10 protein-coding genes and 6 pseudogenes are annotated in these 13,515 nt (G+C 69.7%); 7 read left to right on the forward strand and 9 right to left on the reverse strand.

Going from position 1 to position 13,515, the window contains the following annotated elements:
- From ABZS54_RS38010 to ABZS54_RS38020, 3 genes and pseudogenes are all read right to left on the reverse strand, one after another.
- Positions 1-253: pseudogene (locus tag ABZS54_RS38010) on the reverse strand (hypothetical protein); the annotation flags it as partial.
- Positions 254-503: 250 nt separating this feature from the next.
- Entirely contained in the window at positions 504-782 is a 279-nt protein-coding gene (locus ABZS54_RS38015; RefSeq protein WP_355546651.1) for a hypothetical protein, read from the reverse strand.
- Between the two features lie 73 nt (positions 783-855).
- Positions 856-1,395, reverse strand: coding sequence for a hypothetical protein (locus ABZS54_RS38020; protein WP_355546653.1), 540 nt, complete (start codon positions 1,393-1,395; stop codon positions 856-858).
- Positions 1,396-1,639: 244 nt separating this feature from the next.
- Here ABZS54_RS38020 and ABZS54_RS38025 point away from each other — a divergent pair.
- A pseudogene (locus tag ABZS54_RS38025) lies at positions 1,640-1,960 on the forward strand (recombinase family protein); the annotation flags it as partial.
- Between the two features lie 518 nt (positions 1,961-2,478).
- Here the strand turns inward: ABZS54_RS38025 and ABZS54_RS38030 are convergent.
- The gene (locus ABZS54_RS38030; RefSeq protein ID WP_355546655.1) at positions 2,479-3,423 is read right to left on the reverse strand and encodes a replication-relaxation family protein; all 945 of its coding nucleotides are present in this window, start codon (positions 3,421-3,423) and stop codon (positions 2,479-2,481) included.
- Between the two features lie 417 nt (positions 3,424-3,840).
- On the opposite strand from ABZS54_RS38030, the pseudogene ABZS54_RS38035 reads away from it, so the two are divergent.
- Positions 3,841-4,493 (forward strand): annotated as a pseudogene (locus ABZS54_RS38035) (transposase); the annotation flags it as partial.
- A gap of 338 nt (positions 4,494-4,831) precedes the next feature.
- A complete protein-coding gene (pyrE, locus tag ABZS54_RS38040) occupies positions 4,832-5,356 on the forward strand; it encodes an orotate phosphoribosyltransferase (RefSeq protein WP_355546657.1) in 525 nt (174 codons plus the stop codon).
- Positions 5,357-5,409: 53 nt separating this feature from the next.
- On the opposite strand, the gene ABZS54_RS38045 is transcribed toward pyrE, so the two are convergent.
- The 4 genes and pseudogenes from ABZS54_RS38045 to ABZS54_RS38060 all read right to left on the reverse strand — a co-directional run bounded on the left by ABZS54_RS38045 (position 5,410) and on the right by ABZS54_RS38060 (position 9,477).
- Positions 5,410-6,390 (reverse strand): replication-relaxation family protein, encoded by a 981-nt coding sequence (locus ABZS54_RS38045; RefSeq protein ID WP_355546659.1) that lies wholly within the window; start codon positions 6,388-6,390, stop codon positions 5,410-5,412.
- Between the two features lie 424 nt (positions 6,391-6,814).
- Positions 6,815-7,470: pseudogene (locus tag ABZS54_RS38050) on the reverse strand (hydrolase).
- A 146-nt stretch (positions 7,471-7,616) separates the two neighbouring features.
- Positions 7,617-8,875 (reverse strand): annotated as a pseudogene (locus ABZS54_RS38055) (amidohydrolase family protein); the annotation flags it as partial.
- Positions 8,876-8,880: 5 nt separating this feature from the next.
- On the reverse strand, positions 8,881-9,477 hold the full coding sequence (locus tag ABZS54_RS38060) for a TetR/AcrR family transcriptional regulator (RefSeq protein ID WP_355546661.1): 597 nt from the start codon (positions 9,475-9,477) through the stop codon (positions 8,881-8,883).
- A 77-nt stretch (positions 9,478-9,554) separates the two neighbouring features.
- Here ABZS54_RS38060 and ABZS54_RS38065 point away from each other — a divergent pair, with 77 nt between their 5' ends.
- From ABZS54_RS38065 to ABZS54_RS38080, 4 genes and pseudogenes are all read left to right on the forward strand, one after another.
- Positions 9,555-10,328 (forward strand): SDR family oxidoreductase, encoded by a 774-nt coding sequence (locus ABZS54_RS38065; protein WP_355546663.1) that lies wholly within the window; start codon positions 9,555-9,557, stop codon positions 10,326-10,328.
- Positions 10,329-10,332: 4 nt separating this feature from the next.
- Positions 10,333-10,803, forward strand: coding sequence for a nitroreductase family deazaflavin-dependent oxidoreductase (locus tag ABZS54_RS38070; protein WP_355546665.1), 471 nt, complete (start codon positions 10,333-10,335; stop codon positions 10,801-10,803).
- A complete protein-coding gene (locus tag ABZS54_RS38075; RefSeq protein ID WP_355546667.1) occupies positions 10,784-11,803 on the forward strand; it encodes an NADP-dependent oxidoreductase in 1,020 nt (339 codons plus the stop codon). Before ABZS54_RS38070 ends, ABZS54_RS38075 begins: the two co-directional genes overlap by 20 nt.
- 90 nt (positions 11,804-11,893) lie before the next feature.
- Positions 11,894-12,151: pseudogene (locus ABZS54_RS38080) on the forward strand (transposase); the annotation flags it as partial.
- 58 nt (positions 12,152-12,209) lie between these two features.
- Here the strand turns inward: ABZS54_RS38080 and ABZS54_RS38085 are convergent.
- Positions 12,210-12,509 (reverse strand): MerR family transcriptional regulator, encoded by a 300-nt coding sequence (locus tag ABZS54_RS38085; protein ID WP_355546669.1) that lies wholly within the window; start codon positions 12,507-12,509, stop codon positions 12,210-12,212.
- Positions 12,510-13,515 lie beyond the last annotated feature (1,006 nt).

Consider the following 13,515-nt stretch of genomic DNA (forward strand, 5'->3'; position numbering starts at 1 on the left):
CGCCGCCCTTCTTCCCGGGTTGGGCCAGCGGCGGCGAGCTGTCCAGGTCGACGTAGTTGGCGTTCTCGGTGAGGACGACGCGCACCGGTCCGGCCGACACCTTCGCGGGCTGGTTCGCCGGCGGCGCGTTCCCGCCGCCGGACGCGGAAGGCGCGTTCCCACCACTCGACGCCGCGGGCGCGGACGCGCCGGTGTTCGTGGGCCGGCCCTTGTCGCCGTCGGAGCCCGAGTTCGTGGCCAGTTGGATCGACATGTTGTTGGCGGTGAAAGTGTCAGCGGGATTGGCCGGGAAAAGTGTCAGCCGATTTCGACCGTGCTCGATGTCTGCGCGGCGGTTGCGAGGTCGAGGGTGCCGTCCGGGTTGCATACGAGGAAGCCGGGGTCCACCAGTTGTTTCACGGCCCTGGACACCGTTTCCTTGTGGAGAATCGAATCCGGGCGGTTCCGGGCCGCGCATGCGCAGCCCGGAACCGCCCGGATTCGTGCGTCTCGCACGGATTGTGCTACTCGGCGTCGCCCTGGAGCGGTTCGACGACGAAGTGGGCGTTGTCTGGGTCGGTCAACGTGGTCAGCTGGAACGCGTCCCAGCCTTGGCTGACTTCGCCGTAGGCGCGTGTCAGGTTCCACGCGTCGACGGTGACCCAGTCGCGGACCTGGACGTCGAACTTCTTCGTGTCGGCGTTCCACACGAGGCGGGTCTGTCCGTCGTGCGCGACGTGCGTGACGGCGCCGTGCTGGTGCTTGCTGTAGACGTGGGCCTTCGGGGCCTTCTTCTGCGGCATGTCCGTCCCCCTGGGGTGTGCGCGGCGTCCCGTTCGGGGCACCGCGCAAGTTGGTCGGTGTCCGTGCAGTGGCTCAGTTCTGTGCGGCTGCGGCGAGTTCCTCGTACCAGTCGAGGAAGCGGCTGACGGAGCCGCCGAAGTCGTCGTTGACGAGCTGGTGGAGCGCGCGCTGGTCGTGCCCTTGCGCCCAGTCCCCTGCCGGGACGGGCTCCCCGCAGCCGCAACGGCAGGTCCCGGCTTCGCTCGGGTGGCGGAAGTAGGCGATCGGGTTGCGGCTGGTCGTGGGCACCGGGTCGTCCCGCCCGACGAGCCCGTCGTGGACCGGGTGACCGGGCGGCAGCACCGTCCCGGCGAACCCGCGGCGGTCCTCGTTGGTCGCCCACTCCGTGACCTCGATGACCATGCGGACCACGCCTTGACCGACGACGACGGCGTAGCGCTCGCGCTCGGCGCGTTCGCTGAGCTTCCACCAGCCGCGGGCCGCGTCGTACACGTCCTGATCGGTCATCGTCGGGTCCCAGCCGGTGAGCTGCCGGACGAGGAACACATGCGGCGCAGTCGCCTCGCCGCCGTTGCCGACGTACTTGCGCCTGCCCAGACGGATGCGGATCATCTTCCCCTACTTCAACACGAAATCCGATGGCGTTTGTATAGATAGGAAACTTCGTGGATCTTGAGATGTCAATGTCAAACATTGCATATCGGGTGCATTGTTTAAGCAGGGCGGCGGAATCCTGCGTCCGGGGGTGCCCCCTCTGTCGTCAAAGGATCGTTTGACGACAGGCAGCCGACGCGTCCAATGAACCCGCGCAATCCGGGAGTTCGAGGCGGCCCGAATCCGCCTCGCCGAGGCCGGGATCGAGGACCCGGTCGTCTTCGAGGAAGACGGCGGCACCTCCAGCCGCCTCCACCCCCTCCAACGCCCGAAGTTCCGCGAACTGCTCACCTACGCGCGGCCGGGCGACACCGTGCACATCTCCGAGATGTTCCGCCTCGTGCGCGGCACCGGGCACATCCTCGACGTGCTCGACGTCCTCCACCGCGACCAGGTCGCGCTGCGCATCCACGACGGGGCGTTCTCCGCGATGGACCTCACCGACCGCCACCCCCGCACCGGCGAACTGCTGTCCACCGTGAAGTTCATGGTGCAGACCCTCGCCGCCGCAGGCGAACTCCAGCGCGACCTCCAACGCGAACTGACCTACGACGGGCTGCGCGCCGCCGAAGCCAAAGGCAACAAGGGCGGACGCCGCCCGGCCCTCACCGGCACGACGATCGCCGACGTCCGCGCCGCGTACCTCGACGGCCAGACCATCTCCGCCCTGTCCCGCGACTACCGCGTCAGCCGCGGCGCCGTACGCACCGCCGTCGCCGACCTCATGCCCGAGCACATCGCAGCCGACGAAGGCGCCCCGGCCCCGGAGATGCCCATCACCCTCGACATGCCCGGGAAAGTCGCCGACTTCCTCCGCACCGCCGAGCTGGACGACACCGAGCGGGCCGCGCTCAACCAGGGAATGACCGTACGACGCGGCCAGGGCTACACCCTGCGCGTCAGCGCCCCGCTCGCGGTCCACCGCCAGTTCCTCGCCCGCTGCCGCCCCCTCGACGGCGGCGGGCCACGCGACGGGCCGAACGATGGCCCCGCAGGTGTCCGGTCATGTTCACCTCGGGCAAGGCGATGTCGGCGTGGGATTCAGGTACTGCCCCATGGGTCGGGCAAGGGTGGTGGTGTGGCCCGGAGTCGGGCGACGCGTTCGCGGGCCTCGACATCGGCCAGGCGCCGGCCGTCGGGGTCGTCGAGCGCGACGACGAGCGGTTCGAGAGCGGCATGGCCCAGGCGGTGCCATATGGGCGCGGCCGGTCCGTCGGCGAGCAGCTCGGGCAGCGTGGTGACCACGATCGGAACGGTGCGCCAGTAGCTGACGGCCCGGCCCTCGCGGTCGGCGCGTGTGCCGCGCCAGTGCTGGCGGGTCAGGGCGGCGAACTCGTCGGTCCAGGTCCGGGCCCGAGCGTCGGTGATGTCGGCCAGGACCAGGGCGAGCGGCGGATACGAGCCCTCCGGACTTGTGGCGCCCGGGTACGTCTGCTGCCACACCTGGTGGGTTCCGTCGATCGGTGTCTTGGTGCGGCGTTGGTAGTACTCGAGGTAGGCGGGGAGCTTCGCGGCCACGCGCTGCGCGCCCATCGTGTCGCGGTCGACCTCGACCGTCAGCAGCGGTACCGCGGTTCCGGGTGCGTACAGGACGGCGTCGGGGATCACCCGGCGGCGCCCGTCCAGGGGGTGGACGGCCTCGGTGCGCCAGTGCTGGACCGGGCCGCCGACGCCGGAGGCGACGAATGCGGCGATCGTGTCGGTCACCGCCATCGCGTGTCGGGCTCCGGTGCGCGCCGCGCCCTCGCCGGTTCCACCCGGGGCGGTGCCTGCGGGCAGCAGGGCGAGGGCGGCGCGTTGTCCGGCCGGCGTCAGCCGCCAGATCTTGCGATATTCGGCCCCCTCGCGGCCGTCGGAGGTGGCGAGTCGGTGCCGGGCGAGGTCGTTCAACGCGTTGCGCACCGCCTTGTCGCCGCGGGCGGTGGGCAACAGTCGGCGCAGCTGGGCGGGGGTGGCGAGCTTGACGACCGCGAGTGCGGCGAGCACCTCGCCCCTGGACCGGGCGGTGGACCTGCGCGGATACGGGGAAGAGGGGTTGTAGGCACGCTTGGAGGACCCCTTATCCGGGGCCTGACCTGGGGAAACGCCCTGTGTGTCGTGGTCGGGCGCGGAAGCGACGGTGGAAGCGGGCACGGAAGCGGACGCGGATCGCCCCGCGGACGGACCGCGCGGGCGTGTGCGTCGTGGCTGCGGGCCGGCGTCGGACTGCTCGTGTGGCGACATGCGGATCTCTCTCGTCGAGTGGCGGTAGGCGCGTTCACGCCCGCCGCCACCATGACGAGACCCCCCTTGTCCGCCGTCTGTCCGACCCCTTGACCGGGATCGTTTACACCCGATCCACGGGTATGACCCGGTTTCCCCCTTAATCACCCCTAATACGTAGTCAGCGACAGCACGACCGCGGCGGCGAAGCTCTCGAAGTCCCGGATCGCCGCCGCCCTCAAACGCGCGGGCCGCCAGCGCGCCTCCGAGCGCGAGACCGAGCGGCTGCAGACGATCTTCCGAGCCGACCACGCACACCAACCGCAGCTGGTCGAGGAGGCGATGGGACGGCAAATGCTCGCCCTCCTGGGTCAACTCGACGCCGCCTGCGTCGGAGCGGACGACCTCGCCGAAGCCACCGAAGCGTCCTTTCGCCGGCACCCCGACGCCGACGTCATCCTCAGCTTCCCGGCCTCGGAGCCCAGCTCGGCGCCCGGGTGCTCGCCGAGATCGGCGACGACCGCCGACGCTTCACCGACGCCCGCGCCCTCAAGTCCTACGCGGGATCCGCACCCATCACCCGCGCCTCCGGCAAGAAACGCTACGTCGGCCGCCGCTTCGTCAAGAACGACCGCCTCGTCCACGCCGGCCACCTCTGGGCATTCGCCTCACTGACAGCCTCCTCGGGCGCGAACGCCCACTATCGACGCCGACGCGAACACGGCGACTGGCACGCCGCCGCCCAACGCAACCTCTTCAACCGCATGCTCGGCCAGCTCTACCACTGCCTCCAAAACCACGTTCCGTTCAACGAGCAACGAGCCTTCGCCCCATTTCTAGACGTCGCCGCTTGACTCCTTAACACCGTGAGATGTCTTGTCCTGCGTCTGTACGAGGCTGTGACCAGCACGAACGCGCGATCGACGCAAGAGCGGCCGACCCCGGACAAGGGGGCCCGATACACCCCCTTTTCGCCTTGACCAGGGCAGTTCAAGGCGGTTGCCCCCTTGACCACCCCCTGTTATCCCGATTCGCCGGAACCGTCACCACCGCACCGGACGGCCCGGCATGGTGGAAAGGCGCGTGAGTGTGCAAGAACGGTGCGGTGCCGCGCGGTGCGGTGGGTGTGGCGTGTCGAGGCCGCACGACGCACGGGGTGTACTCGGCGCGGTCCGGTGGAGAGTGTGTGTTCATGACACGTGGAGAGTTGGCTCGTCGTATCCGTCGGGTCTCGTTCCTCACCGGCGACTTCGTCCTGCGGTCGGGGGCCGGTGCCGGCGAGTACTTCGACAAGTACCGGTTCGAGGCCGACCCCGTCCTCCTGGACGCCGTCGCCGAGGAGATGGCCGCGCTGGTCCCGTCCGACACCGAGGTGTTGGCCGGCCTCGAGATGGGCGGAATCCCGGTGGTCACCGCGCTGGGCCGGCACACCGGCCTGCCGTGCGCATTCGTGCGCAAACGGGCCAAGGAGTACGGGACCCGCCGCCTGGCCGAGGGAGCGGACGTCGCGGGCCGCCGGGTCCTGATCGTGGAGGACGTCGTCACCACCGGCGGGCAGATCGTCCTGTCCACCGCCGACCTGCGCGCCCTCGGCGCCGACGTCCACCAGGCCCTGTGCGTCATCGACCGCGAACAAGGCGGCGCACGGGCCCTGTCCACCGAAGGGATCGAACTGCTGTCCCTCCTCACCGCCACCGACCTGCACGACACCGCCTGACACCCGCACCACACCGCCGTGGGGCACTGCGGCGGTGTGGTGCGGGACGAGGTCTACCAGAGGTCGGATTCGTCGTCCTCGAACCCGGCGTCCGCTGCCAACGCGGTGGGTCGGGCCCGGCCGGGCCCGCGGGTCGTTCCGGTCTCGATCGGCGAAGGTGCGCCCGGCACGCCCGCGCCCAGCCGTGCCGGGCGCAGGCGTGGGGGTCGGGCGCCCAGGGGGAGCCACAGGGGTTCGGTGGGTGAGGTGTCGGGTGGGCGGACGCCGGTGGCGATCGGGACGGTGGTGTGGGTGCGGTTCAGGGCGGCGCGGGCCTCGATCTCGCGGCGCGGCGAGGTGAACACGAAGAGCACGACAGGGTGTTCGGTGCCGAACAGGTCCTGGGCCACGTATGCGTCCATGCCGCGCTTCCAGGCGTCGAGCAGGGTGTCGTAGGCGCCGATCTTGTCCACGAGTCGGGCCAGGCGCTCGGTCCCGGTGTCGTACTCGATCGCGAGGGTGGCGCGGGTGCGACCCTGGCGCCAGGTCACCACGGCGTCCGGGCGTACGCCGCCGCCGTAGAAGCCGGGGGCGGGCATCTCGCGTTCGCTGAGCCAGCGTTCCACCGAGGTGTCGGGGTGGGTGCGGGCGTGGGCTTCGAGGGCGGTGTGGAAGCCGTTGACGCCGATCAGGTGCGCGAGGCCGCGGGGTGATTTCATGCCGAGCTCGCGATCGCGACGGGCCTGGCGGATCGCCGGCTTGGTGTCCTGGCCGGCTTCGACGGCGACGGCGGCGGCGCCGGCCGGGGCCAGGACGAAGTGCGAGGGGTGGGAGCCGCGGTCGGCGCGGGGTCGGAAGCGGTCGACGGCCTGCATGCCTTCCAGTTGTTGCATGCGGTGGCGGGCGGTGACCGGGCTGTCGAAGGCGAGTTCGGTGATCTGGTGGGTGGTCAACAACCGGTGGGTGGCGAGGGTGCGCAGGATCAGGCGGTCCCGGTCCGTCAATCGGGCACTGAGCTTTTGGATACGCGACGTCGCGACGTCGTCACCGGACATGGGGGCTTCCTCTTCTCTGTCGTGGAACGAGGGCAGGACAAGGTCGGCCGGCGCGGCGGCGACCCGGGGGACGGGCGAACGTGCCCGGCCGGGCACGGCAAGCACCGCAGGCGGACAAGGGGACGGCTCGAAACGGGACGAGCCGAGAGACAAGGGGACGGCTCGAACCAGGACGAGCCGAGAGAGGACCGAAGGAGCCGGGAGCAGCGGGGCCGGGCAGGCAGGCCGAAGGGTCACGGGTCGAAGACCGCGAGCCCACCGGGAAACCGGGGCAGGGGCATGAAAATCCGCGCGGCCGCCGCAGGGATTGGAGTCGATGGCAGCGCACGGTGCACGGTGTGAAAGGGCGCCGACGGCAGGGTGGTCGCCCGGCCGTCGGCGCCGTGCGCGGGCGCGTCAGGGGTGGGTCCGCGCCCGCGGGTCGTCAGCCGGCCGCGTGGGCGCCGATGAAGTGCTTGGCGTACACGACGCCGAGACCGTAGGCGCCGGCGTTGGCCTTGACGATGTCCATCACGCCGTTGTAGGTCTCGCCGCGTGCCCAGTCGCGCTGGAGTTCCAGCAGGACCTGCACCCGGGTGACCGGGACGGCGCCGGCGGCGAGCATGCGCTGCATGGCGTGCTCGTGGGCGGCGGGGGTGACGCCGCCGGACGCGTCGCCGACGACGTAGACCTCGTAGCCCAGGCCGAGGGCGGACAGCACCGGCAGGACGAGGCAGACCTCGGTCCACAGCCCGGAGATGACGATCTTGCTGCGGCCGCGACCGCGTCGACCAGCGTCGGGTCCTCCCAGGCGTTCATGGTGGTGCGGTCGACCGGCTTGGCGTCGGGGAAGACCTTGAGGAGTTGCGGCAGTGCTGGCCCGGAGAACGACTCGGCGGCGACCGTGGTGATGACGGCGGCGACGTCGAACAGCTTGGCGGCCTTGGCCAGGCCAACGGTGCCGTTGATGATCGAGGTGCGGTCGCCGCTGCCGGAGCCGAAGAACATCTGCGGCTGGTGGTCGACGAACAGCATCATGGCGTTGTCCGGCGTGAGCAGGTCCGGGCTGGGTGCCGCAGTGACGTCGGCGAGGTTGACCATCGGGTTCTCCTTCATGGATGTGCGTGCCGGTGGGCACGCGTCGGTGCGGCAGCAGGCGCGTGGCGGCGGGCGCCGCCTGCCCGGGGGTGTGCGGAACAGGACCGGCGGGGTGCCGGAGGAGGATGTGCGGTGGCTGCGGGGCCGGTTCAGAGCACGAAGCAGGCGTCGAACGCGAAGGTCGGGGCCTCGGGGACGAAGCCGCGCCGGACGCGCCATTGGCGGTGCTGCTCGGATTCGGCGACCGCCTGGGCGAGCAGGTTGGCCTGCCTGGCCCCGGACAGACTCGGCCTGGGGGTGGCCTGATAGCCGCCGAAGTACGCGACCGGGCTCCATGCCGGGCTGATCGGCGGCAACTCCTCGTCGCAGCCCTCGTATTCGGCGGTCGCGTAGACGATGCGCCCGTCGACGACGGTCAGGACGGACTCGATGTGCGCGATGTCGTCCTCGTGGACGGCGAAATAGTCCTCCGACAGCACCGCGAGGTCCGCGTAGCAGCCCTCCCGCAGCTGCCCTTGACGTCGTCCTCGCCGGTCAGCCAGGCACCGCCGCGGGTGTACAGCTCCAACGCGTCCTCGCGGGAGAGCCGGTTGTCGGGGAGGTAGAGGCACTGGTCGCCGACGGTCTTGCCGGTGACCAGCCAGTGCAGGGCGACCCAAGGGCTGTACGAGGACACCCGCGTGGCTTCCGTCCCCCGAACACGTCCAGCCCGGTGTCGAGCATCCGGCGCACGGGCGGGGCGTGCGCGGCCGCGTCCGCACCGTACCGGGAGGCGAACCCCTTGCCCTGGAAGGACATGCGGTTCTGGACGCTGACGCCGCCGCCGAGTGCGGCGATGCGGTCCAGCCTGCCCGGGGACACGGTCTCGGCGTGGTCGAACAGCCAGCCCCGCGCCGGGGAACACCCCGCCGGCGGCCAGCTTCTCGAACACCGCCAGGCCGCGGCGGATCGTTTCGTCGTAGGTGGCGTGCAGGCGAAAGCCCCAGCCGTTCTCCGCGAGCAGGCGCACCGCCTGCTCGAACGCCGCCCCATATCCGGCGGCGAGTTCGGGTCGCGGCTCAGCGAAGTTCTCGAAGTCCGCCGCCGCCCAGACCAGGTTCTCCCCAGCCCCGTTCAGGCGCAGCCACGCGTCGCCGTCACCGGGCCGGACGGTCTCGGTCCACCGGGTCAGGTCGGCAATCTCCTGCCCGGCTTCCTGCGGGAACAGGTGGTAGGCGATCCGCAGCGTCAGTTCGCCGGCGGCCGCGAGGTCGATGACGGCGCGGTAGTTGTCGGGGAAGCTCTGGAACCCTCCGGCCGCGTCGACCGCGGAGGTCAGTCCGAAGCGATTGAGCTCGGGCAGGAAGTGCCGGGTGGACAAACGCTGTTCGGCTTCGTCCAGGCGCGGAGCCTTGGCCGGGGTGGAGTACGGGTTCAGGCCCAGGGCCAGGACCTGAGCGCCAGGGTCGCCACCGCTTCCAGTTCATCGCGATTGGCGCCGTCGCGTGCCTGGTGGGCCATGCCCTGCAGCACCACGCTGGTGAACAGTGCCAGCGAGGGGGCGTCGGCGTCGGCGGGTAGTTCCCCGGTCTCGATCGCGGCGCTGATGAGGCGTTGGAGTGCCTGGACGTCGGAGGTGCGCAGCGCGCGCAGTGCCTGTTCGACTTCGGGGGAGCTGCAGTTGACGGCGGCGCTGATCACCAGGCAGCCGGGCGGCCGGTCGGGGCGGGTGTACTCGGCGGCAGCCTCACGCAGCAGGCGCTCCATGCCGCGCCTGAGGGTCGGTTCCTCCATCAGCGCCTTGGCCATGAAGGCGTGATAGGTCCGGCCGTAGGACTGCACGACCTCGTCGAACAGCTGCCGTTTGCTGCCGAAGGCGGCGTAGAGGCTGGGGGCACCCATACCCATCGCTGTGGTGAGCTCCGCGATGGAGGTCGCCTCGTACCCGCGTTCCCAGAACAGCACCAAGGCCTGCTCCAAGGCTACGGACCGGTCGTATTCCCTGGGGCGTCCCCGTCGCGTGGTACTCACTCCCAAATTATATAGCGATTGTTAGAGAACGTGCTATGGTGAATTATATAGCGATCACTTGAAAAAGGGAGCCGGAGATGGGAACGCTGGAGGGAAAGACAGCGCTGGTCACCGGCGGCAGCCGTGGTATCGGGCGGGGGATCGCCGAGCGGCTGGCCAGGGAGGGAGCGCTGGTCGCCGTCCACTACGGAAGCAACCTGGCCGCCGCCGACGAAACATTGACCGCGATCAAGGCAGCGGGTGGTGCCGCGTTCCCGATCCGTACCAGGCTCGGCGAGCCTGGCGATGCCGAGGCGCTCTGGGAGTCCTTCGACAAGGGCGTCGCGGAGTTCACCGGCACGCCCGGCGTGGACATCGTGGTCAACAACGCCGGCATCATCACGTACGCGCCCATCGGCGACACCGCCGAGAAGGACTTCGAGGAGAGCTTCGCCGTCAACGTCAAGGCGCCGTTCTTCATCGTCCAGCGGGGCCTGTCCAGGCTCCGCGACGGTGGCCGGATCATCAACATCTCCTCCGCGGCGGCCCGGATCGCGGTGCCGGTGACCATCGCGTACTCGATGACCAAAGGTGCGCTCAACGTCCTGACCCACACCCTGGCCCTGGAGCTCGGACCGCGCGGCATCACCGTCAACTCGGTCGCACCCGGCGTCGTCGACACCGACCTCACATCATGGCTGGCCGACCCGCAGCTGAGAGCACAAACCGCCGCGATGTCGGCCTTTCACCGACTCGGGGCCGCAGCCGACATCGCCGATGTCGTGTCCTTCCTCGCCTCGCCCGATGCGCGCTGGGTCACCGGCCAGACCATCGATGCGACCGGCGGCACGCTCCTCGGCTTCACCCTCTAGCGCCATGACTCTGCACGGTGACTACGAGCCCAGCTCGTTCCGGCGGATCCGCGACCAGGTCGCGCTGTATGAGGCAACCGACGGCCAGGAGGGCGGCACGCTGGAGAACAGACCGGTCATCATCCTGACCCATCGGGGCGCCAAGACCGGAAAGCTCCGCAAAACACCGCTGATGAGGATCGAGCACGACGGCGGCTACATCGTCGTCGCCTCCTACGGCGGTGCACCCGAGCATCCTGTCTGGTACTACAACCTGCTCGCCCATCCGCTCGTAGAGGTTCACGACTGTGCCACCACGCGGGTGTTCCGCGCTCGCGAGGTATCCGGCTCGGAGAAGACCGAGCTGTGGAAGACGGCAGACGCGGCGTGGCCGCACTTCCCCGAATACCGAGCCGGTACCGACCGGGACCTGCCCGTGTTCGTTCTCTCCCCGGCACCTGACCAGGAGGTCTCCCATGCCCGTGACCAGCCGTGAATGGCACCTTGCCGCCCGCCCGGCCGGCGAACCGAAACCCGCCGACTTCGCACTGACCACGACGACGGTCCCCGACCCGGGACCGAATCAGATCCTCGTCCGCAACAACTGGCTGTCGGTCGACCCGTACATGCGCAGCCGCATGAACGACGGCGAGTCCTACCTCCCGCCGTTCGAACTCGGCCAGGCCATGACCGGCAGCGCGGTCGGCACCGTGATCAGTACCGGAGCCGACCGCGTGCCCGTCGGGTCGATCGTCTCCCACTTCCTCGGCTGGCGCGAGTACGCCCTGCTGCCCGCAGCCTCCGTCCAGGTACTCGATCCCGAACTCGCACCCGTCCAAGCGCATCTCGGCGTACTCGGCACCACCGGACTCACCGCCTATGCCGGGCTCAAGGTGATCGCCCCGGTCAAGGCGGGCGATGTCGTCTACGTCTCCGGCGCCGCAGGGGCCGTCGGATCCGTCGCAGGCCAGATCGCCAAGCGCCTGGGCGCCTCCAGAGTCATCGGCTCGGCCGGCGGCCCCGACAAGGCCCGGCGCCTGGTAGAGGATTTCGGGTTTGACGTCGGGCTCGACTACCGGGAGGGAGACCTGTCCGGCCGGCTGGCCAAGGCCGCGCCCGACGGCATCGACGTGTACTTCGACAACGTCGGCGGCGACCATCTCCAGGCCGCCCTCGGCGTGATGAACCTCCACGGGCGCATCGCCCTGTGCGGCGCTATCTCGGTCTACAACAGCACCGAACTCCCACCGGGCCCAAGCAATCTGCCGCTCGCGATCGGCAAGCGCATCTCGCTGCGCGGCATGAACGTCATCGACCACTTCGACCTCGCCGCCGACCACCTCCAGCAGACCACCGAGTGGCTGCAGGACGGATCGCTACGCACCGCGGAGACCGTCGTCGACGGCATCGACGACGCCGTCGACGCATTCCTCGCCATGATGCGCGGCGCCAACACCGGCAAGATGCTCGTCCGCCTGGCACCGGCCGACCTCTGATCAGACTGTCCAGCAGGCTGAGCCGCTCTGGGTTTGGTGGAGTCCTTGAAGCCGGGTCGTGGTGCCCGGCGTAAAGGAGCACCACGAACCATGCCAGCATCACGTAAATACCCCGACGAGCTCCGGGAACGGGAGGTCCGCGAGGTCCGCACCTCCGGACGGCCGGTCGCGCACGTTGCCCGCGACCTGGGCATCCACAAGGAAGCCCTGCGCAACTGGGTCCGCCAGGCCAAGGCCGACGCCGGCGAGCGGACCGACCGTCCGACGTCCGCCGAGTCGGAGAAGCTGCGGCAACTCCGCAGAGAGAACGCCGAGTTGAGGCGGGCGAACGAGATTTCGAAAGCCGCCTGCCGAGTACTTCTCGGCTTTCTCGGTCCTTCGCCGCCTCGAACCGTCGAGCCGGTCCTCAGGCAGCGGCCGTTCGGTGTGACGATTCGGCGTTGCGGCGGTATTCGGTGTCGATGCGGCAGGCGGCCTCGATCGACGTGCCGTGGTCGACGAGTTCGCGGGCGCGGGCGGCGATGCGGAGTTGGTAGCGGGAGTAGCGGCGGTGGCCGCCCTCGGAGCGCAGCGGGGTGATCAGGCGGGCTTCGCCGACGACACGGAGGAAGCCCTGGGAGGTGCCGAGGATCTCGGCGGCCCGGCCCGTGGTGTAAGCAGGAAAGTCGTCGTCGTCGAGACGGCCGTGGGAGGGGTCTGCTGTCATCGTGCCTCTCTGTGGAACGGGGAGGGGCCCTGGTGCCGTTCGGCATCCAGGGCCCCGAAGGAACTGCCACACCATCTGCCGGCCCTGTTGCTGCGCCGGCCCTGTGTTTCCGCGGACCCGACCGAACTACCGTCGGGGGCGCGGGGATCGCGGTTGCTTGACCGGAGACCACCTCGTTAACGATGTCCTGCGGTACCCGGACTCTGTTCTTCCGTCCGGGCGATCCCGATGGCGCTCAACTCCTCCGTTCTTCCCTCTGCACCACTCACTCACTTACCAAACGGAACTGCTCACTGCCGGTACTGCGAACCGCCGGTGGCCTCGTATGGCGCCACCACTTCGCCAGCCAGCCCCGTCGCCCGTCCTGCACCTGCTTGGCTTGGAACCCCACTGCCGAACTTCTCGGTGCGCGCGCCCGCGGCCGGACGCCTTCACCGAGGAATATCGAAATACGGCACCGCTGGTACTGCGAACCGCTGGTGGCCGAACACCGCCACCACTTCGCCGGCCAGCCCCGTCGCCCATCCTGCAACTGCCTGGCTTGGAACCCCACCGGCGAACCTCCCGATGCGCGCGCCCGCAGCCGGACGCCTTCACCGAGGTACTGCCCACTTGCTTCACTGCCGGATGCTGCGAACTTCACTTACGAGTACTGCGGTCCTGCTCACGGCGGCCCCTGCACTGCGGGCCACCCGGTCCGGCCGTCGGTCCCGTCGCCGTCCTGCACCAACCCTGGCTTCGAAACCCCACCAGCGAACCGTCCTGCGAACTGCAACTGCGAACCACGCAACTACGTGCTGCTGCCCGGGAGTTCGTTTCTCCGGGCCCTTCTCGATCTCGGCTACGAGAGAAACCATAACCACACCACGTCCTGATGTCTACTCCGGCCGCCATAGATTTTCGCGTGTCCGAGGAGAGACAGTCGTTACCGGATGGAACAGGCGCGGGGCGGCGACCCTCTCGACGCGAGGTCCCCGCTCCGGACGGCGGGTCGGGCCCCTCGCGA

The sequence above is a fragment of the Embleya sp. NPDC005575 genome, from assembly GCF_040605455.1.
Lineage (GTDB): Bacteria > Actinomycetota > Actinomycetes > Streptomycetales > Streptomycetaceae > Embleya.